Below are 23893 nucleotides of genomic sequence, written 5' to 3'. Positions count from 1 at the left end.
TTATTGTCCTCGCCGTCTCATAGGCCAACCCTTCTGTAAGCCTTTGGAAGGCCTGAGAAAATTATTTAAAAAAGTGCTTGCCAGAGGTTGGGTCGCTCCGTAGAATGCGCGCCACACCGAAGCGAAGGGTGATTAGCTCAGCTGGGAGAGCGTCTGCCTTACAAGCAGAATGTCGGCGGTTCGATCCCGTCATCACCCACCATTCGTTTCTAGTGTTTAGCGCAGCGGTAGTTCAGTCGGTTAGAATACCGGCCTGTCACGCCGGGGGTCGCGGGTTCGAGTCCCGTCCGCTGCGCCATATTCGGTAACCTGGACCACTGAACGCCAGGTCACCACGGAAGAACCCGCCCAAGCGGGTTTTTTTCTGCCTCAAAGTTTGTACAGTTGTACCCGCGGGATGTGTCGTTTTACCGGTTTTCGGATTTATTTGAAAAAAACTTCAATTAAATCAACACTTTATGAAAACTTGTGGCATAATGCGTCCCGTAACGAAGCGAAGGGTGATTAGCTCAGCTGGGAGAGCGTCTGCCTTACAAGCAGAATGTCGGCGGTTCGATCCCGTCATCACCCACCATTCGTTTCAAGCGTTTCGCGCAGCGGTAGTTCAGTCGGTTAGAATACCGGCCTGTCACGCCGGGGGTCGCGGGTTCGAGTCCCGTCCGCTGCGCCATATTCGGAATCTGGAACACTGAACGCCAGAGTCCACAGAAAGCCCGCCTAGTGCGGGCTTTCTGCTGTCTGGGGTTTATGAAATCTCAGATTTGATGCTGACCTGTGGCGAGGGGATTTATCCCCGTTGGCTTGCGCAGCGGGCCCAGATTTTAAAAGCGGGGCCGCTTCGCAGCCCAACGGGGATAAATCCCCTCGCCACAGGTTATGTGCATATCTTTTTTAATGCGCGGCATTCTGGCTGTGGCGATAGTCGCTCACCGCTTCATACACCGCTTTACGCAGACGATTGATCCCGCCAATCGGCCGATGCGCTTCGATACCAAACCACGGATTGAACGACAGGTTGTCGCACGCCAGATTCAGCGCTGGGGTATCGAAGTCCTGCGCCGGCAAAGTAATCCGCGCCACCGTCTCGAAAGGCGAGTCCTGCTCACGCCATTCAATGCTGGTGTCTTCGATCGGCATGTACTTGTTGGCATCCTGACGCTGAATCTGCAGGACAAAACACGTTGGCACCCGATCCGTCGATAACTGCTGACTCAAAGCACTGCGCAGAAAGTTCGGCAGATCGTGATTCTGTTGAGGCAACGCGTACGCCGGGCAACTGTCCGGATCCGGCATCACCCGAAATTTCGCATTGGCCTCACCGAATTTGTACGGCGAGACCGAAAAATAAGTCGTCTGCGTCGGGCTGTCCGGCGGCGGTGCCAGCGTGGCCAGAGCAATAAACAGATGACGGATCTGCCAGGTGCGCGGATCCCACCCCGGAAAAAACGCCATGATCTTCTTGCCGTCAGCCTGCGCCGCCACATTCTGACGGTACTCGGCGACATCGCTGACAAAGAAGTTCGCATGACTGAACATCACGAAATCCTGTTCGCCTTGCGCCGGTCGATCGTCGAGCAAGGGTTTACCCGACACATCGAACAGCTTGATCGCCATACCGCGAGCATCGCGCAGGCTGTCGAATTGCGGATAAGCGTTGCCATTCGACAGACGAATCATCGCCTGCCAGGTTTTCCCCGGCTCACTGAACACGCCTTGGCGCAATTGTTGCGCCAATTCCGGCAATACTTTGACTTCAGCTTTCACGCAACCATGCGCTTTGGCATGGGCGTCGCGCAGATAACGCGTGGGCTCGCGGTGTTGATCGACGATGCGCACGGCGGTCTGGATCACGTCTTGCGTCATCGCGGCTTCGCCGGGTGGAATCTGCTCCAGCGCCGACACCGGCCCGCGGTGCTGCCAGGCAACCCACGCCGTCGCGATCGCCCAGCCGAGCAAGCCAATCACCAGCAGGATTAACACGGTTTTGCCAAGCAAGCGCCCCAGCCACAACCAGATTCGGGCGAGCAACGGCAATTTTTTCTTGAATGTCGGCATCGTCATGGCAATTGCGCCTCCAGTGGGCCGCCCAGCACTTTCAGGTATTCAAGCAAGGCCCAGCGTTCTTCGGGCTGCAACAGTCGGCCAATCACACCATTGCCACGTTCGCCGGCGCGGAATTCATGACCGCTGTTGTGGTTGCCACTGATGCGCGTATCAAACAGGAAGCCATTGGTGAACGCTTCGGTGCGATAACCCAGATGGCGAGGATCGTATTCGAAGGTGCCTTTATAGAAGGTGGTCGCGCGCTCATCCTGCGGCGAGAGCAATTGATAAACGCTTGGCACCGAACCGTTGTGCAGAAAGGGTGGGGTCGCCCAGACGCCAGCCAATGGCCGCGCCTTGTAAGCGACTTTTTCGCGCACGCCGATCGGCAGGCCGAAACCGTCCAGTCGAGGTTTTTCTTCCGGAGTGACGTTGGCTTCGCGGTAGGCGCGGTTTTCGACGAAAGCGGTGACGTAGGCCAGTCCCTTGGCGACTGACAGCTGGCTCAGATCCAGCGGTTCGGTGGGCGTCGGATGCAGTTTGACGTCCATTTTCTCAAGTTCTTTCAAATCCCATTGCAGCGCTGTCAGGTCGAAGCGGTGGGTGGCGATGTTGGTGGCGGCGTTAGGGTCAGTACCGATCACATCGAGCGGCAGCACGTGCAAATGCTGCACCCAACGCTCGCCTTCCTGAGAGACGCGCGGGACATGGCAACCGGCGCAGTTTTCCGCAAACAGCGCGCGGCCCTTGGCGGCCAGAGGTTGGTCGACGGCGCCAAGTATCTCTTCCGGCCAGGCCGTTGGCTGAAGTTTTTGCAGGGTTTCTTCGATCGTGTGCAGATCGCGCACGCGAACGCTGGAGGCGTAGCGCTCGTCGCCTTGCAGCGGTTGGCCGTTGGCATCGAAGAAATTCAAAGTGGCGCCAACGCCCAGCGCTTCGCCGATATTGCGCGCCATCGGCTGCTGCGCCGAGCCGTTCCACTGCACCCAATCGAACGTCCACATGTCCCACAACTGCGGGTAATCCACCGGCGCATTGGCCACGCGATAGTTGGCGGGGGAAATCGCATCGCCGAAGGTCGCGTTGGCGATTCGACCGAATGCATCGGCGCGCCCCGGGCCTTCTTCGGTGGGGTAGAGGCCGCGATGGGTGTCGTTCCAGGCGACTTTCAGGAACGTATCCAGCGAGGTTTTGAAGTCTTTGCGCAGTTGCTCGTGGCGCACGTCGTATTTATCGCCGAGCACGCTTCGGGCGAAGCGTTCGAATTTCCACGGGTTGTAGTAAGTCGCCGTCAGACTCGCGACCAATGCTTGTCCGAAACTGCCGCCGCGCAATGTAGGAACACTGGAAGGCAACACATGCTGCGCGGTGCCGCCGTCAATGCGCACGGCCTGGCCTTTGAAACGCAATTCGCCGGTGTGGCAAGCGGCACAAGTTATGTCGAGATATTGCTCGGAAGTAGCGGGGTTTTGATGCCGGGCGAAACCCACGGGCAGGTTGCCGGGATTGTTCGGCGTGGCTTGCTGTTTGGGATCGACCAGAAAACCGAAGCGCGCGAGGTATTCCGCAGAGGCGAAACGCTGCTCGGAGAAGGGCAGCTCCAGCGCTTGAAACCACTCATAGCGCAGGCCTTTGACCTGTGTGCCCTGAGGCGTGAAGTAATAGGTTTGCCGCTGTTCTTCCGACCATTGATTCAGGTAATGCACCTGCTCGGCCGGGGTGTAGAACGGTAATTTCGGGTTGGCGACGTAATACAAAACCACGGCGAGGACGAGGCCGAGCAGCACGATGATCAGGGTCAAAACACGGAATAAGCGGCGCAAGTTAAACATCCTTGTCGAATTATTGCGCTGTTATGCCTGAGGCTATGAGGGTGGGCAAGTGGCCATTACGCCAACTGTTGTGAGAAGTGGCATCAATCGTTGTAGGGCGTAGATGACAGAAGCTTCATCGTGCCTTTAGCCGAATGCGTTTCAATACCTGAACTTATCGCCGCTTTACTGCTCTCATGCCGGTAGCCATTGGTCGTGGCGGCCTGATAAGCTCGCGGCTTTACTCGATTGCCCTTTCGGCGCATGAACAAGGAAATAGCATGAAACAGCATCGGTTGGCGGCGGCGGTAGCCCTGGTTAGCCTGGTACTTGCGGGTTGTGATTCGCAAACCAGCGTAGAGCTGAAAACCCCGGCGCAAAAAGCTTCCTACGGTATCGGCCTGAACATGGGCAAGAGCCTGGCTCAGGAAGGCATGGATGATCTGGACTCCAAAGCAGTAGCCCAGGGCATCGAAGATGCCGTCGGCAAGAAAGAACAGAAGCTGAAAGACGAAGAACTGGTTGAAGCTTTCGCCGCGCTGCAAAAGCGTGCCGAAGAGCGTATGGCCAAGATGAGCGAAGAGTCGGCAACCGCTGGCAAGAAATTCCTCGAAGAAAACGGCAAGAAAGCAGGCGTGACAACAACTGCTTCCGGCCTGCAATACGAAGTCATCAAAAAGGCCGACGGCCCACAGCCTAAGCCGACCGACGTAGTGACTGTTCACTACACCGGCAAGCTGACCAACGGCACCGTATTCGACAGCTCCGTCGAGCGCGGCAGCCCGATCGATCTGCCAGTAAGCGGCGTGATCCCGGGTTGGGTTGAAGGTCTGCAACTGATGCACGTTGGCGAGAAGTACAAACTGTACATCCCTAGCGATCTGGCTTACGGCGCGCAATCGCCAAGCCCGGCAATCCCGGCCAACTCGGTTCTGGTTTTCGACCTGGAACTGCTGGCCATCAAGGATCCAGCCAAAGAAGACGCTGCTGCTGCCAAGTAAGCAGCTTCGGCTTCAACAACAACGCCTCGCTTAAGCGGGGCGTTGTTGCATCTGCAGGTTGGCGGGCGTAAACAGAGCGAACCGATGCCGGTCAGGGGAGTCATAGCTTTGAGGCTGCCCGCGCTAGACGCCCTGAGCCGCCAAGTCAATGAAATATTGGGGTTTTTTATGTGAGTAAAAAACGCCCGATCTGAGCGCGGCCCTTATAAACCGGGGCTCTCAGCGCCGAAATGCAGCTCTGTTCACAAGGTTATCCACAATTTGTGTGGATAACATTTCAACGGGAGGAATAGATGAAAGCTCCGTGGAATTTCGCTCGATTCCTGCCCCTGGCTGGCCGTTTGCTGGCCCGTGGTCGCCTGCCGACTTTATTGTTCGCCGTGGCCAGCAAAGGTGCCGCGCAAGGCAATCGCCTCGGCAAGCTCAAAGATGACCTGCGTTTGCTGCAGGCGCTGTGCCTGGCTTACTGGCGTGGCGAGTACCGCGCAATCAGTGGCAAGGCGTTGGTCTCGGTGGTGGCGGGGTTGATGTACTTCCTCAGTCCGGTCGATGCCATTCCGGATTTTATCCCGGTCTTTGGCATGCTCGATGACATCGCCGTGCTCGCCTGGCTGATGAAGACCCTCGACGAAGAACTCAACGCGTTCCGCCTGTGGCGCAGTCGTCAGCGTCCGGAAAAACTCGCGGTTGCCGAACGTCTGCCCGATACACCTGAACAACTGCAACTGGAAGGCCCGAAAAAGCCCTGAATAACCAAGACCTGCGATAGATAGATCGCCCCCGCGACCTTAGCCGCTGTTAGGATTACACTTCTAAGGAAAAGTGCCGACTCGCTAAGTGTTGTTGTCCTACGGGGTAGTCATGGATATTCAGATAATTGCACGCGATGGCGAACCCGAATACGCGGTTCTGCCATGGGCTCAATATCAGGCGTTACTCAAAGCAGCAGGTCTCAACGAAACACCGTCGCGTCCGGCCCCAGCGCCTGTCGCGGCCACTTCAGACCCGATTCTTCCAGGTCTGGATCAACTCCGCAGTTTGCGCGAAGGGAAGGGCATCGCCATCGAGGCGCTGGCCCGCACGGTAGGCATCAGCCCGTCTTATCTGGCCATGATCGAAAGTGGTGAGCGTGCGCCCGACGCCGCAATCCGCCGCAGCCTGGCCTGGGAATTGACGGTGCCAGGTTGGAGGGATGAATCGTGAGCGTACGCATCAGTCGACAACATTGGGACGGGTTGCTGGGGGAGCTGGATCAGGCGCGCCGACAGCGTCATCTGCTGACGTATCGCGCCTTGCTTGAGCGTCTGCAACTGCCGACACCGGCCATGCAAACCCTGACCGCTGCACTTGAACATCTCGCCGCGCTGGATGCCAAGGCTGAGCAACCGCTGCGCAGTTCACTAGTAATCAGCCAAGGCGCGAGCCGTCTACCGCGCACCGGTTTTTTTGAATGTGTTGAACGTCTGGGGCGTTTTTCCGGGCCGTCCGACGGAGTTGCCGCCGCGTCGTGGCACGCTTCCGAAGTGGTCAGAGTGTTCGAATACGAGTACCCGGAATCGGCGGAGGCCTGAGTGTTTTTACGCCTCAAGGCGCGGGCCAGTTACTGGCTGGCCCGTAGGCTGTTTCATTGGTCGTGGTGTGTTCGCCAGCCGCCCGTCTGGCGCTGGATGGAAGGGCAATTTGCGCGCATGGCCAACCTCGGCGATGTCGGCGCGCAAAGCTTTTACGGGCACATTCTGACCTTTCGCGGTGTGGGTCTGGGCGCGCGTGAAGAGGGCGTGCGACTGCTGCGTCTGGCGGCACTGGCCGGCGATGGCAAAGCGGCCTATCAGGTCGGCGTGATCAGCCTTGCCGGTACGCCGAGCAAGGCGCCGGATCCAGAGGAGGCTGCGCGCTGGTGGAGCATGGCCGCCAAGGCTGGGCACCCATTGGCCGAGCACAAACTGCAAGAATTGAGTTCGCGCGATTCCAGGCAGTAAATCTCGTCATTAATAAACAGGGCGTGAGGGAAACCTCACGCCCTGTTTGCGTTTTGGCTTCTTTTGTTTAGCTGTGGGTAAGCGTTTACAGATTAGTCCTACAACCATCGCCTACTTGGCCGACTTCTTTCCTGATTGATCCCCCGCACAGTTCCCGCGCCTATTTTTTTGCGCGAGGGAACGCTCATGTTCGACCCGATTAACCCGTCCAATTCGCGCTCTGACGTGCGCTGATGGACGCCATCGCTCGCATCGAGCAAGAACTCGACAGTTTTCCCGCCAGCCTCAGTCTCTACCGCGAACAGCTCAAGCACTGGGCCAGCCGTGCTGCGGACAAGGTCAGCCACGCGGCGGATCTGCCGTCGCTGATGGGCATGGAGCGGATCATCCGCTTCGGCGAAAACAGCACCGTTGTCAGCAGCACCGATAACGAGTTTTTCTCCGGCGTCGTCCAGTGCCCGAAGGACGGGCCGATGTTGATCGAGAGCAAGTTCGAGTCGGTGTACGACATTGCGCTCGGCAATATCACCGTCGATGTGATCGCCATGGACAGTGGCGAAGTCACCCCCGTAACCCTTGATGCGCAAGGCAAAGGCTTGTTCAAGGGCACAGCGGGCAAGTTCTATCGGGTGCTGGTGCACAGCGAGGTCACCACGGACCAGGTTGATGACCTGTTTAAAGCCTACGACGGCCTGACCCGTGAACTCGACGGCTGGCTGCGCGGTGAGTGGCAGGGTTTTAAACCGCAGTGGTCGCAGTCGGTGGCGACATCGGCAAGCAACGGCATGCTGGCCGGAAGTTGGGCTGCGATCGAGGGAGTGTGGGACAGCATCGGTTTGCTCTCGGACATTCTCAAGGATCCCGGGGCCTTTGCCGAGCGGTTGGGGGCTGGGGCCACGCAGTTAAAGGAGCTGGCGGAGACGGCTCCCGATGTCATGGAAAAGCTGCAACTGCTGATGAGCGATGAAGCGGCGCTGTGTTTGCTGCTGCGTACCGCCAGCCTTTGGCTGGAGATGCTGCCGCCCAGCGAAATCGCCGGCAAAACCGCCGAAGCGGCGTCAATGATGATCGTGCAGGTGCTGATCGATGTGCTGATCGGCGTCGTGCTGACGTTTGTCGGTGCGGGTGCCGGCATCGCTTATCTGACGCTGCGTCTGGCTGACCGCGCCGCGCAGTTGTTGTCAGCGTTGACGCGGTTGCTGAAGGCGATGTTTGCCATCGTCGAAGGCTTCATCAAGTACGTCGACAAATACAAAAAAGTCGCTGCACGCGGGATTGCCGCCGGGGTGAAAAAAGGCCGGATGCAGTTGCGTTGGGACGCCAAGCGCAACGCCTTGCTGAAGAAAGACGAGCACCACGATGACGCTCCGGATCAGGCGAAAAATCCCAACGGGGACAGCGCTGATTGTGTACCGCGTACCTGCACCAACGGCTGTCCGGTATCGATGGTCACTGGCGAGGAACTGCTGACGCTGACGGATGCTGTGCTCGACGGCGTGTTGCCGTTTGAATTCACTCGGTTGTATCGCACCAGTGCCGTGGAAATCGATGTCGGGCTGGGGTTCGGCTGGAGCCATTCGCTGGCGCATCGGCTGGAATTTGATGGCGACTCGGTTGTTTGGGTCGATCACGAGAATAGGCGCACGACGTTTCCGCTGCCGAGTGTTGAGCGGCCGGCGATTCACAACAGCCTGTCGCGGGCGGCGATTTTTCTTGGGGATGAGCCGGAGGAGCTGATTGTTGCGCTGGCCGGGGAAACGGCGCGGTTTTATCACTTTCGTGCCGGGCGTCTGACAGCGATCAGCGATGCGTACGACAACCGTTTACGCATCAGCCGCGATCGTCAGGATCGCATCAGTCGTCTCGACAATGGCGCGGGGCGGGCGCTGCAGTTGCGTTACGACCGTGCACAACTGATCGCGATCGACTATCAGAGTTTTCATCCAGCCGATTGCCTTGAAGAGGCGTGGCGTACCGAGCAAACCCTCGTCAGTTATTGCTATGACGCGCGTCAGCGTTTGCTCGCGGCGACCAATGCCGCAGGTGAAAGCGAGCGCTACGACTACGACGATGCGCACGTCATCCTGCAGCGACAGCTGACCGGTGGCGCGAGTTTTTTCTGGGAATGGGAGCGGGCTGGCAAGGCTGCGCGTTGCGTAAGGCATTGGGCTTCGTTTTCGCAGATGGACACGCGGTATGTCTGGGATGACGACGGCAGTGTGGCGGTGCATTACGTCGATGGCACCGAAGAGGTTTATGTCCACGATGACCGTGCGCGACTGGTGCGCAAGGTTGAGGCCGATGGCGGTGAGCAACTCAAGGCGTACGACGATCAGGGACGGTTGATCGCAGAACAGGATGCTTTGGGGTCTGTCACCGAGTACCGCTATGACGATGTTGGACGACTGATCGCGCTGATTCCTGCGGCGGATGCGCCGACTTCCTACGAGTATCGCAACGGTTTCCTGCATCGGCGTTCGCGTGGCGATGCGGTTTGGATTTATCGGCGCAATGCCGAGGGCGACATCACCGAGGCCGTCGATCCTGACGGGCAGGTGACTCATTACTACTACAGCGTGCGTGGGCAACTGGTGTCGATCCGGTATCCGGACACTAGTCGGCATTTGCTGGCGTGGAATGATCTTGGCCAACTGGTTGAAGAGACGTTGCCTGAGGGTGGCGTACGGCGTTTTTCCTACGATGCTTTGGGACGGCGGACGACCACGGTTGATCAACATGGCGCCGTTACGCGACAGCAGTGGGACGCCGTTGGCCGACTGGTTCAGACGACTTTTCCTACGGGCGCCACGCGTGCTTATAGCTACGGCGCTTACGGGCAAGTCACCGCCGAGCGTGATGAGCTGGGGCATGTCACCCGGTATGAATACGACGATGACCTGCATCTGGTCTCCCGCCGCATTAACCACGACGGCACGCGGGTTCAGTATCGCTACGACCATGCGCAACTGTTGCTCACGGAAATTGAGAACGAGTCCGGCGAAAAATATCGGCTGGACTACACGCCGACCGGATTGATCCGACAGGAAACCGGTTTCGATGGGCGCCGTACCGCTTACGTGTATGACCTCAACGGTCACCTGCTGGAAAAGACCGAGTTTGGCGATGACGACTCACGTTTAGTCACCGCATACGAACGCGATGGCGCTGGGCGTCTGCTGGTTAAAACCCTGCCGGACGGAGTGAAGGTCAGCTACCAGTACGACAGTCTCGGTCGCTTGATCGGTGTCGATAATGGCCAGAACCATCCGCTGGCCTTCGAATACGACCGACAGGATCGGCTGATCACCGAGCACCAAGGCTGGGGCACTCTGCGCTATGCCTACGACGCTTGCGGCCAGCTCAAGCGCATGCGTCTGCCGGACAACAGCAAACTCGATTACCACCATGCCAAGGGCGGCGCGCTGACCGCGATCGACCTCAACGGCGCACGCCTGACCACCCATCAGTTTGAATTCGGTCGCGAGCAAACCCGTCAGCAAGGTTTGCTGCACAGCCACTATCACTACGACGAACAGGGCCGCCTTCAGGCCCACGCCGTCAATCAACAATCCAGCCCACTGTACCTGCGCCACTACAGCTACGCGGTCAACGGCAACCTGGCGAGCATCGCCGATAGCCGCCACGGTCAGCGCAGCTATTACTACGACGCCCTCGACCGACTGACCCTCGTCCGCCACTCCCGCGACGAACTCCCGGAAACCTACGCCCACGACCCGGCCGGCAACCTGCTCATGCAGGATCGCCCCGGCCCGAGCCAGATCACAGGCAACCGCCTGTTGATGCAGGGCGACCGCCATTACGACTACGACGCCTTCGGCAACCTGATCCGCGAAAGTCGCGGCACCGCGCACAAACTCGTCACCGAATACCACTACGACTGCCAGCACCGCCTGATCGGCCTGACTCGCCCTGACGGTAAAACCGCGTCTTACCGTTACGACGCCTTCGGCAGACGCATCAGCAAAACCGTCGACGGCGCCACCACCGAATTCTTCTGGCAAGGCGACAACCTCGTCGCCGAAAGCAGCCAGAGCGAATACCGCAGCTACGTCTACGAACCCGGCACCTTCCGTCCGTTAGCACTGCTCGACGGCAAAGGCCCGAAAAAAGCCTGCCCGTTTTACTACCAGAACGACCACCTCGGCACGCCACTGGAACTGACCGATTACAGCGGGGAAATCGTTTGGTCGGCGCAGTACGACGCCTATGGAAAAGTCGCAGCGGTGACGTTGGCGGCTGAAGAGTATCTGGATCAGCCGCTGCGGTTTCAGGGGCAGTATTTCGATACGGAGAGTGGGCTGCACTACAACCGACATCGTTATTACGACCCGAGGTTGGGGCGGTATCTGACGCCGGATCCGGTGAAGCTCGCGGGTGGGTTGAATCAGTACCAGTACACGCCGAATCCCACGGGGTGGGTGGATCCGTTGGGGTTGAGTTGTAGCTGCCCCGGAGGCATTCCTGCTGATGGACCTTATAGCGAAATTGTTCCAGGTGGAGGATTAGAAGCCCATGAGACTCGCGGTGGACATGCTATTGCGAGACATGTAGATAGATCGGAGGCTCAACTCAGAGCTAGGCTAGTGGCCGAGCCGAACATACCTATTGCATCAACATTTCTAAATAGGTCAGAAGCTGAAGCTGCACTCTCGAATGTTATTAGAAACAATAAGGTGACAATTGATAATTTTGTGCAGGGTAATGCAAGAAAACTTGTAATTAATGAACAGGTGTCAGCTCCTGCAGGGGTGGGTGTAGTGAGGCAGAGCGGAAGGTTGGAGCCTTTGTCTAGCATTAGATTGGTGTTGCGGCGAGATGCAACTTCACCGCTTGGATACTTTATTTTGACGGGATTTGTAAATGACAATTGAAGATTTTCCTAGCCTGTTTCAGTTTCTCGGGGCCTATTTTCATGAGGACTGGATGTGTGAGTTTGACTCAGCAGATGAAGTCGTTAAATCTTTCATAGCGGACTCGGAATCTCGCATTCTTGAGAAGGTGGTAAAGGAAATCGACTCTCTTTTGGCGATGAAATTTTCAGAAAATGAAACTCGAGATTTTTTGCTGAAAAAAAATGGTTGTTGCTATTGCTATTGGAATGAGTGGCAAGACGGAAATTCGTGGTTGAAGCACATTTCTGTACTGTTTAGTGAGGCTTCGCATAATGATATTTAAGTGTTTCTAGGGTTGTTAGTGTTATTTGTAATTCATTGAATAAGAAAGTGGCTTTAAGAGGAGTGGGTAATTGTGGTTGAGCAGAGTCGTAAAGTTGGTTTGTTATCAAGGATTTTGTTTTGTTGTAAAGGTATAGGCTTGTTTGTGATGCAAAGGTCGAAGCTTCAGTTTCAGGAAGTTGAAGAGTCAGCTAGCCATGAGCGAGCATTAAATGAGGGGCCTGTTGCTAAAGTTAAAAAATTCCGAGGAGTTCATAGTTCTCGCTTTTTGAGTCACAGAGCACAAATGAATGCATATAACGAGGCGATGACGAGAGAGTCCAGAAAAATGCCTTGCTTCACGGGAGAGGACAGTATGGGAAATCTGGTAGTGCGAATGGAGACTGAAAATATTGGTGAAGGATATGAGCCAAATCCCGCAGATCCATCTGATCCACGCTACATCTCTGAAATGTATGGTTTTGAAATGAGATTTGATTTCGAGACGCAGGAGCCTTGGGCTCTTTATCCGATAGAGAAAGCATAATGTTGATGCATCCTTATCTTGATATTCCTTATCGTCCAAGGTTGTCTCACTTTCTCGGTGGGTTTGATACGTATGATCGCGAAGAAAGCTTGGGGGAGACGCTGTCTGCGTACGATCCTGAAAATCCATCAGACAGGAGTATTTTAATATCCAGGTACGTAATCAAGCGGTTTTCAAAACTGAGCTATCGTCATAAGTTCGTTTTGTTTGCTGTGTTGGGAGAGGCGCTTGAAGAAAGCGGTGATGTCTTTCAAGAGGTGCTGGAGCATGATCCATACTCTCACTCCTTGCTACCAGACGGCTGGGATGAGATGAGTGATCCAAAGGCATTTTTCGAAAGCATGTATTTTCAGTTGTCCGAAGCATGGATGGACGAGCTTTACAAAGCCATCCAGGAAGACTCATCAACTTGGTAACCGCGACTTGGTGCTCGCTGCAATTTTGTAAGTTTTGGGGGCATTCATAGGGTGAAGATGCTGGTTGCACGAATTCGGTTATGTCGAATCACCGATGTCCGAGTGTAAGTGCTTCTGCAGGTGGCTGTGGTAACAGGCTATCAATCAAATGCACGCTATACCCCGGAACATTCTTCGCATGATGCTTCGCTTGCGAAGCCATTTCCGCAAGCTGACTGGCATCAAGCTGTGCGCAGGCCTCGGGGTGTAGATGCACGACGCCAATGGATAGCGACAACAGCGGAAACTCCTGCCGCACGCCTTGGCGATTCGGCGCGATGAAGCAGCCTGCTTCAAGGTGTTCGGGGCGATAGAAGCGGCGGCATTGGCTTTGGAAGTCGTCGAGCAGTTGATTGAGTCGCTTGCGCCAGTCTTCAGGGCCGAGGACTAATAGGAAGTCGTCGCCACCAATGTGGCCAACGAAATCTCGGGTGGGGTCGACGCGTTCATTCAGGCATTGAGCCAAACACAACAACACTTCGTCTCCGCGTCCGTACCCGTAGATATCGTTGAAGGGTTTGAAGCTGTCGATGTCGACGTAGCAGATGACTGATTCTCGACCCTGTTGCAGCAAGCGGGTGAGGCACTGCTGAATCGGCACATTGCCAGGCAGCAAGGTCAGCGGGTTGGCGTAGCGTGCCTGTTGGATTTTCAGTTCGGTGATGAGTTTGAGCACGTCGATCACCCGGCCGAGACCGAGGTAGCTGCCGTTGAGGGTGATGATGAAATCTTCTTCGATCCGCTGACGGGCGCGGCTGGTGATGAGGCGGCTCACTTGCTGCAACGACTGACTCATTTCCACCGCGAGAAAGTCGTCATTCATCAATCGGCTAATCGGTTTACGCGCAAACAAGTCAGTGGCAAACGGTTTGAGCAGCGCATCCGATAAGGAATGTCGATGGACGATGCCACACGGCTGACCCTGTTCATCGAGCACGGCCAGTGAGTTGAGGTTGGCCTGGCGGCGGAAGGCTTCCAGCACGGTGGCGGTCGGTGTGTCACGCGCTACGGCGGGTTGGTCGTTGAGCAGTGCGCTGAGGTCGCTGCCTTCGTCGTTCAGCGCAACGCTGTTGCTGTCGTGTTTGGGCATCAACGTGCGGGCGTCGCGCGGTGGGTGTTCTTGTGGGCGGCCGAGCAAATAGCCTTGCACCAGGTCGACGCCCATTTCGGTGAGCACCGCGAGTTCTTCCGGCAGTTCGATGCCTTCGGCGATGACTTGCGCGCGGGAGGCTTTGGCGATTTGCAGGATCGAGCCGACGAATTCGCGTTTCAGCGCATCCTGATGAATGCCGTCGATGAAGTGCCGATCGATCTTCACGTAATCCGGGCGCAGCTCCGACCACAGGCGCAGGCTCGAATAACCGGCGCCAAGATCATCCAGCGCGATGGAGAAGCCCATCGCGCGGTAGTGATGCAGTGCGGTTTGCAGCAGCTGGAAGTCGTCGATGGGTGTTTGTTCGGTCAGTTCAATGACGACCTGGCTGGGTGGAATGCCGAAGTCCTGCAGTAGTTGCAGTGTGCGTCCCGGTTGATGCGCTGCTTCGAGTAATGACTCGGGCGAGACGTTGAGAAACAGTTTGCCCGACAGTTGCTGTTCATTGAAACGACGGCAAGCGCTTTGGCGGCAGGCGATTTCCAGCTCACTCAAACGTCCGGCCTGTCGCGCCACGGCGAACAAGGCAATCGGCGAGTGAAGAGGGCTGTTGGACGGGCCGCGTGTCAGCGCTTCGTAGCCGAGAATGCGGCGCTCGGAGAGGCAGATGATCGGCTGGAACAGGCTGTGCAATCCGCTTTGAGTCAGGATCGAGCTCAAGGCACTCAGCTGTTCGGTCGTGGTCATGGCAATCTCTGGCGATAAAAAAGGACTGGGAGCGCTCTCGTTGGAGAGTGGCTCCCAGTCCTTTATTGCACGACAGAATGATGACTGTTTGATGACGATCCGGGGATCGTCAGCATTAAATTGCCATCACTTACTTCTTCGCCACCTGATTGCTCAGCTTCAGGTAATCCAGCAGCACGCGCCCGGTTTCGCTCAGGTAGGCATCGTCTTCTGGTTTGACCTTGTCCGGCTCGGCGGCCGTGAGGGCGTCGTCGTCTTCTTTCTTCAGCTCTTTGAGCGGCTCTTCGCCTTTGGCTTTGCGACGGATGTTTTCCATCGCCAGTTGCTTGGCGTCGATGTCGGTGTGTTGCGCGCGACGCTCGGCTTCATTGAGGCTGACGGTTTTTTCTTCCATCAGTTTCTGCGCGAGTGCCAGCTTGTCACGGATGAACACGAACTCCGCGTCTTTCGCCGTGCGGGCGTCATGCTCGGATTTGAGCTGAGCCAGATACGGTTTGAACGGATCGGCCGCCGGTTTGATGGCCGCGCGGATGGTGTCCCACGGCATGGCTTCCGGCAGAGCGCTTTCGCCAATTTCCTTGGTGTCGATCAGCGACGGGTAGTCGATGTCCGGCAGCACGCCCTGATGCTGGGTGCTCTGACCGGAGACCCGGTAGAACTTGGCCAGGGTCAGTTTCAGTTCGCCATGGTTCAGCGGCTGAATGGTCTGCACGGTGCCTTTACCGAAGGTCTGGCCACCGATGATCAGCGCGCGATGGTAGTCCTGCATGGCGCCGGCGAAAATCTCCGAAGCCGAGGCGGACAAGCGGTTGACCAGCAGCGCCATCGGGCCTTTGTAGAACGCGCCCGGGTTTTCATCTTCGAGCACGTCGACACGGCCATCGGCATTACGCACCAGTACGGTCGGGCCTTTGTCGATGAACAGACTGGTCAGCTCGGTGGCTTCCTGCAGGGAGCCGCCGCCGTTGTTGCGCAGGTCGATGACCACACCGTCGACTTTTTCTTTCTGCAGTTCAGTCAGCAGTTTTTTAACGTCGCGGGTGGTGCTCTTGTAGTCCGGATCACCGGCGCGGAACGCTTTGAAGTCGAGGTAGAAGGCCGGAATCTCGATGACGCCGAGCTTGTAGTCCTTACCGTCCTGTTTCAGGTTGAGGATGGACTTCTTCACCGCCTGGTCTTCGAGCTTCACCGCTTCACGGGTGATCGGCACGATCTTGGTGGTCTGGTCGTTCGGCGCATTGCTCGCCGGAATCACTTCCAGACGCACGACGGTGCCTTTCGGGCCACGAATCAGTTTGACCACTTCGTCCAGACGCCAGCCAACCACGTCGACCATCTCTTTGTTGCCTTGGGCAACGCCGATGATCTTGTCCGCCGGGGCGACTTGCTTGGTCTTGTCGGCCGGGCCTGCCGGCACCAGACGCACGACTTTCACCTGGTCGTTGTCGCTCTGCAACACGGCGCCGATACCCTCGAGGGACAGGCTCATGTTGATGTCGAAGTTTTCCGCGTTATCCGGCGACAGATAGTTGGTGTGCGGGTCGTACGACATGGCGAAGGTGTTGATGTACGCCTGGAAGATGTCTTCCGGACGGGTCTGATCCAGACGCGCCAACTGGTTCTTGTAGCGCTTGGTCAGGGTTTCCTGAATCTGCTTCGGATCTTTGCCGGCGATCTTCTGGCGCAGGACTTCGTCCTTGACGCGTTTGCGCCACAGGTCATCAAGTTCTGCAGTGGATTTCAGCCAAGGAGCGTCCTTGCGATCGATCAGCAAGGTTTCCTTGGTGTTGAAGTCCATCTTGTCGACGCCTTTGTTCAGCTCGGCGATGGCGAAGTCCAGACGCGATTTGACGCGATCCAGATAGCGCTTGTAGATGGTGAAGCCGGCGTTGAGGTCGCCGCTTTTGAGGAAGTCGTCGAACTGCGTCTTCCACTTGTCGAATTCGGCGATGTCGCTGGCCATGAAATAGCTGCGCGACGGATCCAGCAGCTTGATGTAGCTGTCGTAGATGATCACCGAGCGCGCATCGTCGAGCGGCGGCTTGCTGTAGTGGTGACGCTTGAGCAACTCGACGACGTTCAGACTGGCGATGACTTCATCGCGATCAGGCTGCAATTTGTCCCAGCTGTTGGCAGCGAAGGTATTGCCCGACATCGGCAAAATACCGATACCGATGAATAGAGCGAGGGCGGTGCTTGGGAGCAGATGCTTCATGCTGATTCGACGCGGGGACAATTGATAACGCATATTAGGCCGTCTTTGAAGTCGCCGGTTCTACGAGAGCCGGTCGCATAATGCAAAAAGCCCGGCGCTACAGCTTCGGGCTCAGTCCAGACTCACTATGGAGGCACTGTGAAGGCATTGCAAGGCGTGGAAGGTCAAGTGGCGTGGGTTGAGACCCCGAGTCCTACATGTGATGTAGGACAAGTTCGCATTCGAGTGGCGGCAGCCGGCCTCAATCGCGCCGATTTATTACAGAAAGCTGGTCTCTATCCGCCACCACCGGGGGCGAGCGAGGTGCTCGGTCTGGAGTGTTCCGGGGTGATCAGCGAGGTCGGTGCGGGCAGTTCGTGGCAGGTCGGCGACCGGGTCTGCGCCTTGCTGGCCGGGGGCGGCATGGCCGAAGAAGTGGTGGTTGACGGGCGGCACGTGCTGCCGGTTCCCGAAGGCGTTTCGTTGATTGAAGCGGCGGCATTGCCCGAGGTTTACGCAACAGTCTGGCTGAATGTGTTTCAACTTGCGGCGCTCAAACCGGGTGAGAAAGTTCTCTTGCACGCCGGGGCAAGTGGAATCGGTTCAGCCGCCATTCAGCTGTGCAAGGCGTTTGGCAATCCGTGCTGGGTCAGCGTCGGTGCAGCCGAGCGTTTGGCTTATTGCGAGGCGCTGGGGGCTCAGGGCGGGGTGCTGCGCACTGACGATCTGGAGAGCCTGCGCGACTTCGGGCCGTTCGATGTGATTCTCGATCCGGTGGGCGGTAATTATTCGGCGCTGAATCTGAAGCTGATGGCGCTGGACGGGCGTTGGGTGCTGATCGGTTTGATGGGTGGCCGCGAGGCGAAACTGGATCTGGCGCAGGTGTTGGGTAAGCGCGTGCAGTTGCTGGGCTCGACGTTGCGTAGCCGTGATGATCAGTTCAAGGCGGATCTGTTGAGTGATCTGGGCCAACAGGTGTGGCCATTGTTTGCTGAGGGGCGATTGAGTCCGCAGTTGGCCAAGGCGTTTGCGGTGAAGGATGCCGAGGCGGCGTTTGCCGAGCTGGCGAGTAATACGGTGGCGGGGAAACTGGTGTTGGTGATTGACGAAAGTTTGAGCTGAGATCAGAGCAACGTCAAAAGATCGCAGCCTTCGGCAGCTCCTACAGGGGGATTGCATTCCAAATGTAGGAGCTGCCGAAGGCTGCGATCTTTTGCTTTTATTTCCAGAGATGGATGGGCCAGCCGGCTTTTTCGGCGTGCTCAAGCAGTACGGGATCAGGATTCACTACGTGCGGGAAATCCACTTTCAGCAGCAACGGCAGGTCATTGCGTGAGTCGGAATAGAAACTTGCGCCTTCGAGGTTCTCTTCTTCAGCATCCAGCCACTCCAGCAAGCGAGTGATCTTGCCTTCACGGTAGGTCAACGTGCCCACGGTTTGGCCGCTGTAAACGCCGTGTGCGACTTCCAGTTCAATCCCCAGAATCTCGTCGATGCCGAGTCGATCGGCAATCGGTCTGACCAGGTGCGTGCCCGACGCCGAGATCACCAGAATCCGGTCGCCGGCCTTGCGGTGCGCGGCGATGGTTTTGGTCGCGTCGCTGAAGATGATCGGTTCGATAAAGTCTTCAACCCACGGCCCGACCAGGTGCTCGACTTCTTCAGGCGTACGGCCGATCAGCGGTTCGAGGCTGAACGCCATGTACTCTTCCATGCGTAATTTGCCATGGCTGTAGGCGTCCATCAGTTCGTTGTTCTTGCGCATGAACGACTCGGGATCGACCCAGCCCAGGCGCCCCATTTGTTCGCTCCAGAGGGTGGCGCAGTCGCCGTGGATCAACGTTTCGTCCAGATCAAAAATTGCCAGGGCCATCAGTTCTCTCCGAGAACAGCTGCGAGCTACAAGCGTCGAGCTGCAAGAATTGGAATCAGCTGCGCCGCAGTCTACAACTTGAAGCTTGTAGCTCGAAGCGTGCAGCTGCTTTTAAGCGACTTCACACAGGGCCGTCGGATCGATGGAAAGCGCCAGACGCTGACCATCGGGATGCAGATCAGCCGCCGAGCGATTGAGCACATCCACCACCAATTCCACGCCGCGCGCTTCGATGCGATAGCGAATGACATTGCCGAGCAGGCTGTGGCTGCGGATCTGCGCGTCGAGTTCGCCGTTGAGGCTCAGTTCGATGGCTTCCGGGCGAATGGCGATGCGATGGTTGATCGGGCGCTGCAACAGCTTTGAGGCGGCTTCGGCGTCGAGCAGGTTGTAGTTGCCGATAAAGCCTGCGGCGAACACGTCGACTGGCGCGGTGTACAAGGTTTCGGCGTCGCCGCTCTGTACGATTTTTCCCTGATTCATCAGGAAAATGCGATCAGACATGGTCAGCGCTTCTTCCTGATCGTGTGTGACGAAGATCGTGGTCAGGCCGAGTTCGCGCTGGATCTGACGGATCTGTTCGCGCAGGTGTTTGCGAATTCGTGCATCGAGGGCCGACAGCGGTTCATCCAATAGCAACAAACGTGGGCGCGTGACCAGCGAACGGGCGAGGGCGACACGCTGGCATTGGCCACCGGAAAGTTGATGCGGGTAGCGGCTGGCGAAGTCGTTGAGTTCAACCAGTTTCAAAACTTCCGACACGCGTTTATGGCTGTCGTCGGCGTTGACCTTTTGCATGCGCAAACCGAATGCGACGTTCTGCTCGACGGTCATGTTGGGGAACAGCGCGTAGCTCTGGAAGACCATGCCGATCCCGCGTTTTTGCGGTGTCAGCGGCACAATGTCGACGCCATCCAGCAGGATCTGGCCGCCATCGACAGGCGTCAGGCCGGCGATGCAGCGCAGCAGCGTAGATTTGCCGCAACCGGACGGGCCGAGCAGGGTGACGAATTCGCCTTTGTTGATCTCGCAGTTAATGTCGCTGAACACCGGGGTGCCCGCGTAATTTTTCTGCAGGTGTTGGACGCTGACATAGCTCATTCGCTTTTGTCCTTGTTCAAGATGTTGGCGATCCAGGTCAGGACCAGCACGAAAAAGAAATACGAGATGACCAGCGCACTGGTGAAGTGGCCGCTGCTGTTGCGCATGTTGTTCAGATAAACCTGCAAGGTTTCGTAGCGCGTGCCGACGAGGATGTTGGCGAAAACGAACTCACCGAACAGGAACGAGAACGACAGCAGCAACGCGACCATCAGGCCTTTGCGCAAGTTGGGCAGCACCACCAGAATCGCTGCCTGAAAGGTGCTGGCGCCGAGCAGTTGCGCGGCGTCCATCAGGTCGCGCAGGTTGATCGCTTGCAGGTTGTTGGTGATCGCGCGGTACATGAACGGCAGGGCCACGGTGAAGTAGCAGCCGATCAGAATCCACGGCGTGCCGACCATCGCCATCGGCCCGGAACCGTAGAGCTGCAACAGGCCCACCGACGACACCACCGGCGGCACCGCGAAGGGCAGCAGGATCAGGATGTTCATCAGCGCATCGAGTTTCGGAAAGTGGTAATGCACGACGAACAGCAGCGGCAGAATCAACACCACTGACAGCACCAGCGCGCCGACGCAGACCAGCAATGACTGGCCGAACGCGTGAAGGAAGCGCGGGTCGCTCCACAACTGGATGTACCACTTGAAAGTGAAACCGCTGGGCAAAATGGTCGCCGACCAACTGCTGGCGATCGAGTAGACCAGCGTGCCTGCCAGCGGCAGCAAGAGGATCGCAAACAGCAGATAAACCACGACGCGGTGGTAGAGGCCGGCCGGGCCGGATTCAGCGCGAGACATGGTAGCTCCTCTTCAACAGCAGTTGATGCACGACGGTGACGATGGTCATCAGCGCCACCAGCACCACGGCCAGAGCGCTGGCCAGATTCGGGTCGAGGGAAATGTCGCCGGAGACCATCGCTGCAATCCGGATCGGCAGGACGTTGAAGTTGCCCGTCGTCAGTGCATACACCGTGGCGTAGGCGCCGAGGGCGTTGGCCAGCAGAATCACAAACGTACCGAGCAAAGCAGGTGTCAGCACTGGCAAACCGATGTGCCGCCAGAACTGCCAGCCGTTGGCGCCGAGCAACGCTGCGGATTCGCGCCAGTCTTCGCGCAAGGCGTCGAAGGCCGGGTAGAGCAGCAGCACGCCGAGGGGAATCTGGAAATAGGTGTAGAGGATGATCAAGCCGGTTTTCGAGTACAGGTTGAAATCCTGAATGATCCCGGCCTGCTTGAGCATGATGGTGATGCTGCCGTTGAAACCGAGCAGGATGATGAAGGCGAACGCCAACGGCACGCCGGCAAAGTTGCTGGTCATGTTGGCGAAGGCATTCACGAAGTTGCGCAGTTTTGAATCAACGCGGCGCAGGGAATACGCACCGAGCACGGCAATGATGATGCCGAACACACTCGACCAGAAACTGATTTCCAGGCTGTACTGGATCGCCTGCAAGTAGAACTTCGAACTGAAGATCTTGGTGAAGTTTTCGATGCCCCAACCGAACTCTTCCGATTGCAGGCTGTTGATCATTACCCAGACCAGCGGGGCGATTTCGAAGACGATAAAGAACAGCGCGAAGGGCACCAGGCACAGTGCCGCCAGCCATTTGCCGCGAGTCATGGCATTCACTTGAGCAGCTCCCGGCACACAGGTTTGTCGTGGGGCACGCCGAGCAGTTCGCAGACAGTGCCGCAGATTTCCGTCTGCTTCGGCGCGGCATCAGCGCTGAAGCTGAACGCGTCGCCGAGGACGAACAGCGGCACTTGGCGTTCTTCCGGCAGCAGGCCGTTGTGCGAGCGGTCGTTGTTCATGCCGTGGTCGGCGGTCACCAGCACTTGATAACCAGCGTCGAGCCAGCTCTGCAAATAGTCGGCGAGGATGATGTCGGCCGACCGCGCACTGTTGCGGTATTGCGAACTGTCGAGGCCGTGTTTGTGCCCGGCGTCGTCGATGTTCATCGGGTGGATCAGCAGGAAGTTCGGATCATGGCGCAGGCGCAGGTTTTCGGCGTCGGCGAACAGGTGCGAATCCGGATAGTGATCGTTCCAGTAGAAATGCCCGTGCTGGATCGGCAGCGACAGATTGTCGGTGTGCCGGTCGCGGGCAGCCACGAACGGTGAGCGGTTGTACAACTCGCTGACCCAGTGATACGCCGCGGCAGCGGTTTTCAGACCGGCATCGCGGGCGTAGTGATAAATGCTGCGCTGATTGGACAGGCGCGAGACGTTGTTGTGGACGATGCCGCTGTCGATCGGCGGCACGCCGGTGAGGATGCATTCATAAAGCGGTCGGGACAGGGCCGGCAGCTCGCACTCCAACTGGTAGAGCGCGGCGCGTCCTGCGCCAACATAAGCCTGCAGATGCCCCATGGCGTGGCGCGCGACCTCGTAGTTGAGACCGTCGAGCACGACAAGGATGACGTTGTGCTTCATAGGGGCAAAAACTCCGAAAACAAAACTGGAACCAACCCCTGTAGGAGCTGCCGCAGGCTGCGATCTTTTGATGTTGCTTTTAAAGGGCAAGATCAAAAGATCGCAGCCTGCGGCAGCTCCTACAGATGAAGGATTACTTCATCTCTACGATGACTTCTTCATTCCACTGCTGTGGCAGGGCTTTGGAGGTCTTTTCCCAGGCGTCGGCGTCTTTGATCGGGGTGACCTTTTTGTACTGCTCGTTTGGCAGCAGTTTGGCCTTCACGTCTTCCGGCAGTTGCAGGTGTTCGGCGCGGATCGGGCGGGCGTTGCCGCGGGCAAGGTTGGTCTGGCCGGCGTCGCTGAAGATGTATTCGCGGGTCAGCTTGGCGGCGTTCGGGTTTTTCGCGTACTTGTTGATGATCGTGGTGTAGCCGGAAATCACCGAACCATCCGACGGGATCAGCACGACGTAGTCATCCGGGTTGGCCATCTTGGCTTTGTAGCTCAGGCCGTTGAAGTCCCAGACCACACCGACTTCGATCTCGCCTTTTTCCATGGTGGCGATGGTCGGGTTGGCCATCGACAGGCGACCTTGCTTGGCGATGTCGGCAAACAGCAGCAGGGCAGGCTTGATGTTTTTCTCGTCGCCGCCATTAGCCAGTGCCGCAGCCAGAACGCCGTTGGCAGCTTGCGCGGCGGTGCTCACGTCACCGATCGAGACCTTGTATTTGCCGCCCTTGAGGTCAGCCCATTTGGTCGGCACTTCGGAGCCGTGCAGGAGCTTCTTGTTGACGATGAACGCAATGGTGCCGGTGTACGCCAGTGCCCAGTTGCCGTCCTTGTCCTTGGCCCAGTCCGGGACTTGATCCCAGGTGCTTGGCTTGTACGGTTGCACCACGCCTTGCTTGACCGCGATCGGGCCGAACGCGGCGCCGACGTCGCCGATGTCAGCGGTGGCGTTGTCTTTTCCGCCGCAAACTTGGCGATTTCCTGAGCCGAGCTCATGTCGGTGTCGATGTGTTTCAGGCCGTAGGTTTTGGCCAGGTCTTCCCAGGTGCCTTTCCAGTTGGCCCAGTCATCGGGCATGCCGACGCTGTTGACGGCGCCTTCCGCTTTCGCAGCGGCTTCGAGGGTTTTCAGATCGGTGCCGGCCGCCATGGCGGAGGTGCACAGTGCAATGGTCGAGCCTAACAGTGTTGCCAGGAAAAGCTGTTTCATTCCGAAGCTCCTTGGTCGTGTTCAACGCTGCGATTGCGGTGGTTGTTGGTCTAGGTCAGCAATACCTGAGCCAATTTAAGGGGGCTGGATGACACTTTGATGTCGGTGGCCTCGCGCCAGGCCTTTTATCTGGCCGATATCGGCAGGTGCCCGATAAGCGTAGACCATGCGCAAAGGCCCGGAGGGCAAGGGACTTGGCCGATGTATTGCAAGCCGTGAGGATGACCGTTCGGTAGTTTTGTC

General features: G+C 57.5%; 19 protein-coding genes, 4 tRNA genes and 1 pseudogene. 14 read left to right on the top strand and 10 right to left on the bottom strand.

Translation table 11 applies throughout. The annotated features are described in order from the left end of the window. The first annotated feature begins 126 nt into the window (after positions 1–126). From ACZZ0D_RS15750 to ACZZ0D_RS15735, 4 genes are all read left to right on the top strand, one after another. Positions 127–202 (top strand) — tRNA-Val (locus ACZZ0D_RS15750). Between the two features lie 19 nt (positions 203–221). Continuing rightward, positions 222–298: transfer RNA gene (locus ACZZ0D_RS15745), tRNA-Asp, on the top strand. 200 nt (positions 299–498) lie between these two features. After that, positions 499–574, top strand: a tRNA-Val gene (locus tag ACZZ0D_RS15740). 19 nt (positions 575–593) lie between these two features. Next, positions 594–670: transfer RNA gene (locus tag ACZZ0D_RS15735), tRNA-Asp, on the top strand. A 221-nt stretch (positions 671–891) separates the two neighbouring features. Here ACZZ0D_RS15735 and ACZZ0D_RS15730 read toward each other — a convergent pair. Beyond that, entirely contained in the window at positions 892–2061 is a 1170-nt protein-coding gene (locus ACZZ0D_RS15730) for a catalase family protein (RefSeq protein WP_463553731.1), read from the bottom strand. Beyond that, positions 2058–3866 carry a di-heme-cytochrome C peroxidase gene (locus tag ACZZ0D_RS15725; protein WP_463553730.1) on the bottom strand — a complete coding sequence of 603 codons (1809 nt, stop codon included), beginning with the start codon at positions 3864–3866 and terminating at the stop codon, positions 2058–2060. Before ACZZ0D_RS15725 ends, ACZZ0D_RS15730 begins: the two co-directional genes overlap by 4 nt. Positions 3867–4135: 269 nt before the next feature. Between ACZZ0D_RS15725 and ACZZ0D_RS15720 the strand changes: the two genes are divergently transcribed. The 9 genes from ACZZ0D_RS15720 to ACZZ0D_RS15680 all read left to right on the top strand — a co-directional run bounded on the left by ACZZ0D_RS15720 (position 4136) and on the right by ACZZ0D_RS15680 (position 12971). Beyond that, positions 4136–4855 carry an FKBP-type peptidyl-prolyl cis-trans isomerase gene (locus tag ACZZ0D_RS15720; RefSeq protein ID WP_053118601.1) on the top strand — a complete coding sequence of 240 codons (720 nt, stop codon included), beginning with the start codon at positions 4136–4138 and terminating at the stop codon, positions 4853–4855. Positions 4856–5148: 293 nt separating this feature from the next. Then, the gene (locus tag ACZZ0D_RS15715) at positions 5149–5604 is read left to right on the top strand and encodes a YkvA family protein (RefSeq protein WP_053118602.1); all 456 of its coding nucleotides are present in this window, start codon (positions 5149–5151) and stop codon (positions 5602–5604) included. A 112-nt stretch (positions 5605–5716) separates the two neighbouring features. Continuing rightward, positions 5717–6058, top strand: a complete 342-nt coding sequence (locus tag ACZZ0D_RS15710; RefSeq protein ID WP_053118605.1) for a helix-turn-helix domain-containing protein — start codon at positions 5717–5719, stop codon at positions 6056–6058. Further along, positions 6055–6426 (top strand): hypothetical protein, encoded by a 372-nt coding sequence (locus ACZZ0D_RS15705; RefSeq protein ID WP_003223109.1) that lies wholly within the window; start codon positions 6055–6057, stop codon positions 6424–6426. Before ACZZ0D_RS15710 ends, ACZZ0D_RS15705 begins: the two co-directional genes overlap by 4 nt. Continuing rightward, positions 6427–6834 (top strand): tetratricopeptide repeat protein, encoded by a 408-nt coding sequence (locus ACZZ0D_RS15700; RefSeq protein ID WP_463553729.1) that lies wholly within the window; start codon positions 6427–6429, stop codon positions 6832–6834. It abuts the gene before it with no gap. Between the two features lie 233 nt (positions 6835–7067). Continuing rightward, on the top strand, positions 7068–11726 hold the full coding sequence (locus ACZZ0D_RS15695) for an RHS repeat-associated core domain-containing protein (protein WP_463553728.1): 4659 nt from the start codon (positions 7068–7070) through the stop codon (positions 11724–11726). Beyond that, on the top strand, positions 11716–12030 hold the full coding sequence (locus tag ACZZ0D_RS15690; RefSeq protein WP_463553727.1) for a contact-dependent growth inhibition system immunity protein: 315 nt from the start codon (positions 11716–11718) through the stop codon (positions 12028–12030). The genes ACZZ0D_RS15695 and ACZZ0D_RS15690 overlap by 11 nt, the downstream gene beginning before the upstream one ends. A 72-nt stretch (positions 12031–12102) precedes the next feature. Further along, complete coding sequence (locus ACZZ0D_RS15685; RefSeq protein WP_463553726.1) at positions 12103–12555, top strand: hypothetical protein; 453 nt, start codon at positions 12103–12105, stop codon at positions 12553–12555. Continuing rightward, complete coding sequence (locus ACZZ0D_RS15680; protein ID WP_463553725.1) at positions 12555–12971, top strand: hypothetical protein; 417 nt, start codon at positions 12555–12557, stop codon at positions 12969–12971. Before ACZZ0D_RS15685 ends, ACZZ0D_RS15680 begins: the two co-directional genes overlap by 1 nt. Before the next feature lie 88 nt (positions 12972–13059). Here ACZZ0D_RS15680 and ACZZ0D_RS15675 read toward each other — a convergent pair whose 3' ends face one another. After that, complete coding sequence (locus ACZZ0D_RS15675; RefSeq protein ID WP_463553724.1) at positions 13060–14850, bottom strand: bifunctional diguanylate cyclase/phosphodiesterase; 1791 nt, start codon at positions 14848–14850, stop codon at positions 13060–13062. Between the two features lie 130 nt (positions 14851–14980). Next, entirely contained in the window at positions 14981–17065 is a 2085-nt protein-coding gene (locus ACZZ0D_RS15670) for a carboxy terminal-processing peptidase (protein WP_212544292.1), read from the bottom strand. Between the two features lie 138 nt (positions 17066–17203). Here ACZZ0D_RS15670 and ACZZ0D_RS15665 point away from each other — a divergent pair, with 138 nt between their 5' ends. Continuing rightward, positions 17204–18166: a zinc-binding dehydrogenase gene (locus ACZZ0D_RS15665; protein WP_463553723.1), complete on the top strand. Its 963-nt coding sequence runs from the start codon at positions 17204–17206 to the stop codon at positions 18164–18166. Positions 18167–18263: 97 nt separating this feature from the next. Here the strand turns inward: ACZZ0D_RS15665 and ACZZ0D_RS15660 are convergent, their stop codons facing one another. From ACZZ0D_RS15660 to ACZZ0D_RS15635, 6 genes and pseudogenes are all read right to left on the bottom strand, one after another. Beyond that, entirely contained in the window at positions 18264–18917 is a 654-nt protein-coding gene (locus tag ACZZ0D_RS15660) for an HAD family hydrolase (RefSeq protein ID WP_053118621.1), read from the bottom strand. Between the two features lie 111 nt (positions 18918–19028). Then, the gene (locus ACZZ0D_RS15655; protein ID WP_159814905.1) at positions 19029–20018 is read right to left on the bottom strand and encodes an ABC transporter ATP-binding protein; all 990 of its coding nucleotides are present in this window, start codon (positions 20016–20018) and stop codon (positions 19029–19031) included. Then, entirely contained in the window at positions 20015–20815 is an 801-nt protein-coding gene (locus ACZZ0D_RS15650) for an ABC transporter permease (RefSeq protein ID WP_008083711.1), read from the bottom strand. Before ACZZ0D_RS15650 ends, ACZZ0D_RS15655 begins: the two co-directional genes overlap by 4 nt. Next, entirely contained in the window at positions 20802–21638 is an 837-nt protein-coding gene (locus ACZZ0D_RS15645; protein ID WP_178124209.1) for an ABC transporter permease, read from the bottom strand. The genes ACZZ0D_RS15650 and ACZZ0D_RS15645 overlap by 14 nt, the downstream gene beginning before the upstream one ends. Before the next feature lie 5 nt (positions 21639–21643). Next, positions 21644–22450 (bottom strand): alkaline phosphatase family protein, encoded by an 807-nt coding sequence (locus ACZZ0D_RS15640; protein ID WP_282357454.1) that lies wholly within the window; start codon positions 22448–22450, stop codon positions 21644–21646. Positions 22451–22583: 133 nt separating this feature from the next. Then, positions 22584–23650: pseudogene (locus ACZZ0D_RS15635) on the bottom strand (ABC transporter substrate-binding protein). Positions 23651–23893 lie beyond the last annotated feature (243 nt).

It is taken from the genome of Pseudomonas sp. AC193 (assembly GCF_979258075.1).
The sequence above is the reverse complement of the archived record's forward strand: the minus strand, read 5'-3'. Positions and strand labels throughout refer to the sequence as shown.